Here is a 3,324-nt window from a genome sequence, read left to right as displayed (position 1 = left end):
TTTGTATTTATTTGATATTCGAATGAATAGAAAGATAAAGCTCTTTAACAATTAGGAACAAGCTGAAAGAAACGAGTTCTCGTTTTTATCGCAAGCTGATATATGAAAATATGTTGGATTGAGATAAGAAAGAGAAAAAAGCGTAATTAAAACCAAGACAACTGTGAGTTGTAAGGTTAAGAAATTAAGCGTACACGGTGGATGCCTAGGCAATCAGAGGCGATGAAGGACGTGTTAATCTGCGAAAAGCGACGGTAAGCCGATAAAAGGCGCTATAGCCGTTGATGTCCGAATGGGGAAACCCAGTGTAGGTGACTACACTATCATCTGATGAATACATAGTCAGATGAGGCGAACCGGGAGAACTGAAACATCTAAGTACCCCGAGGAAAAGAAATCAACCGAGATTCCCTAAGTAGCGGCGAGCGAAAGGGGAGGAGCCCAAGCGGGTAGCATAATGTATTAGTGGAAGCGTCTGGAAAGTCGCACGATAGAGGGTGAAAGTCCCGTACACGAAGATGCATGATGTGGAAGCTTATAGAGTAGGGCGGGACACGTGATATCCTGTCTGAAGATGGGGGGACCATCCTCCAAGGCTAAATACTCCTGATTGACCGATAGTGAACCAGTACCGTGAGGGAAAGGCGAAAAGAACCCCGGGAGGGGAGTGAAATAGACCCTGAAACCGTGTACGTACAATCAGTGGGAGCTGTTGCCGTTAGGTAATAGTGACTGCGTACCTTTTGTATAATGGGTCAGCGACTTATATTCTGTAGCAAGGTTAACCGAATAGGGGAGCCGAAGGGAAACCGAGTATTAACTGTGCGTTAAGTTGCAGGGTATAGACCCGAAACCCGGTGATCTAGCCATGGGCAGGTTGAAGGTTGGTTAACACTAACTGGAGGACCGAACCGACTAATGTTGAAAAATTAGCGGATGACCTGTGGCTGGGGGTGAAAGGCCAATCAAACCGGGAGATAGCTGGTTCTCCCCGAAAGCTATTTAGGTAGCGCCTCATGAGTAACTGTTGGGGGTAGAGCACTGTTTCGGCTAGGGGGCCATCCCGGCTTACCAACCCGATGCAAACTCCGAATACTGACAAGTTTAATCATGGGAGACACACGGCGGGTGCTAACGTTCGTCGTGAAGAGGGAAACAACCCAGACCGCCAGCTAAGGTCCCAAAGTCATAGTTAAGTGGGAAACGAAGTGGGAAGGCTTAGACAGCTAGGATGTTGGCTTAGAAGCAGCCATCATTTAAAGAAAGCGTAATAGCTCACTAGTCGAGTCGGCCTGCGCGGAAGATGTAACGGGGCTAAAACTATGCACCGAAGCTGCGGCAGCGTATTTAGATACGTTGGGTAGGGGAGCGTTCTGTAAGCCGTTGAAGGTGTATTGTGAGGTATGCTGGAGGTATCAGAAGTGCGAATGCTGACATAAGTAACGATAAAGCGGGTGAAAAGCCCGCTCGCCGGAAGACCAAGGGTTCCTGTCCAACGTTAATCGGGGCAGGGTGAGTCGACCCCTAAGGAGAGGCCGAAGGGCGTATCTGATGGGAAACGGGTTAATATTCCCGTACTGGCTATAACTGCGATGGGGGGACGAAGAAGGCTAGGTTTACCACCTATTGGATGGTGGGTTAATCGTGTAGGGGTGTGATTAGGCAAATCCGGTCACTGAAACCCTGAGGCGTGATGACGAGGCACTAAGGTGCTGAAGTAATTGATGCCCTGCTTCCAGGAAAATCCTCTAAGCTTCAGGTTATAGTTAATCGTACCCGAAACCGACACAGGTGGTCAGGTAGAGAATACTAAGGCGCTTGAGAGAACTCGGGTGAAGGAACTAGGCAAAATGGTGCCGTAACTTCGGGAGAAGGCACGCTGATGGTAATTGAAGTCCCATGCGGATGGAGGTGAAATCAGTCGAAGATACCAGCTGGCTGCAACTGTTTAATAAAAACACAGCACTGTGCAAACACGAAAGTGGACGTATACGGTGTGACGCCTGCCCGGTGCTGGAAGGTTAATTGATGGGGTTATGCGTAAGCAGAAGCTCTTGATCGAAGCCCCAGTAAACGGCGGCCGTAACTATAACGGTCCTAAGGTAGCGAAATTCCTTGTCGGGTAAGTTCCGACCTGCACGAATGGCGTAATGATGGCCAGGCTGTCTCCACCCGAGACTCAGTGAAATTGAAATTGCCGTGAAGATGCGGTGTACCCGTGGCAAGACGGAAAGACCCCGTGAACCTTTACTATAGCTTGACAGTGAACATTGAGCCTTAATGTGTAGGATAGGTGGGAGACTAAGAAGTGTGTACGCCAGTATGCATGGAGTCGCCCTTGAAATACCACCCTTTAATGTTTGATGTTCTAACCTATACTTCTGAATCGAGGTAAGGGACACTGTCTGGTGGGTAGTTTGACTGGGGCGGTCTCCTCCCAAAGAGTAACGGAGGAGCACGAAGGTTAGCTAATCCTGGTCGGACATCAGGAGGTTAGTGCAATGGCAAAAGCTAGCTTGACTGCGAGAGTGACGGCTCGAGCAGGTACGAAAGTAGGTCATAGTGATCCGGTGGTTCTGAATGGAAGGGCCATCGCTCAACGGATAAAAGGTACTCCGGGGATAACAGGCTGATACCGCCCAAGAGTTCATATCGACGGCGGTGTTTGGCACCTCGATGTCGGCTCATCACATCCTGGGGCTGAAGTAGGTCCCAAGGGTACGGCTGTTCGCCGTTTAAAGTGGTACGCGAGCTGGGTTTAGAACGTCGTGAGACAGTTCGGTCCCTATCTGCCATGGGCGTAGGAAAATTGAGAGGGTTTGCTTCTAGTACGAGAGGACCGAAGTGAACGCACCGCTGGTGTTCGGGTTGTGATGCCAATTGCATTGCCCGGTAGCTACGTGCGGAATAGATAAGTGCTGAAAGCATCTAAGTACGAAACTAGCCTCGAGATGAGTTTTCCCTGATGAGAATCAGTAAGGTCCGTTTGAGACTAAGACGTAGATAGGTCAGGTGTGTAAGTGTAGTGATACATTGAGCTAACTGATACTAATGAACCGAGAGTCTTAACCTTACAACTCGGAGTTGTTTTGGATACGCGAGATTGATTATGAGATAATCGAACAGTTTGTTCCGGATTGAGCGATTGATGTAGATATGAGATAATGTGCATTAATTGAAGAAAGAGAAGACAGGATATGTCTGGCGGTAATAGCGCGGTGGTCCCACCTGACCCCATGCCGAACTCAGAAGTGAAACGCCGTAGTGCCGATGGTAGTGTGGGTATTACCCATGTGAGAGTAGGGTGCCGCCAGACTTTTAAAT

The 3,324-nt window shown here is 48.8% G+C and carries 2 rRNA genes; both read left to right on the top strand.

The window, feature by feature from the left end:
- Window positions 1-174 precede the first annotated feature (174 nt).
- Window positions 175-3,073, top strand: a 23S ribosomal RNA gene (locus B6D18_RS12135).
- Window positions 3,074-3,200: 127 nt separating this feature from the next.
- Window positions 3,201-3,316 (top strand): 5S ribosomal RNA (gene rrf, locus B6D18_RS12130).
- The last annotated feature ends 8 nt before the right edge of the window (window positions 3,317-3,324 follow it).

This window comes from Gilliamella sp. A7, from assembly GCF_002142015.1.
Classification (GTDB): Bacteria; Pseudomonadota; Gammaproteobacteria; order Enterobacterales; family Orbaceae; genus Gilliamella; species Gilliamella apis_A.
Note: the sequence above shows the minus strand (reverse complement) of the source record. Positions and strands in the feature narration are given on the sequence as shown.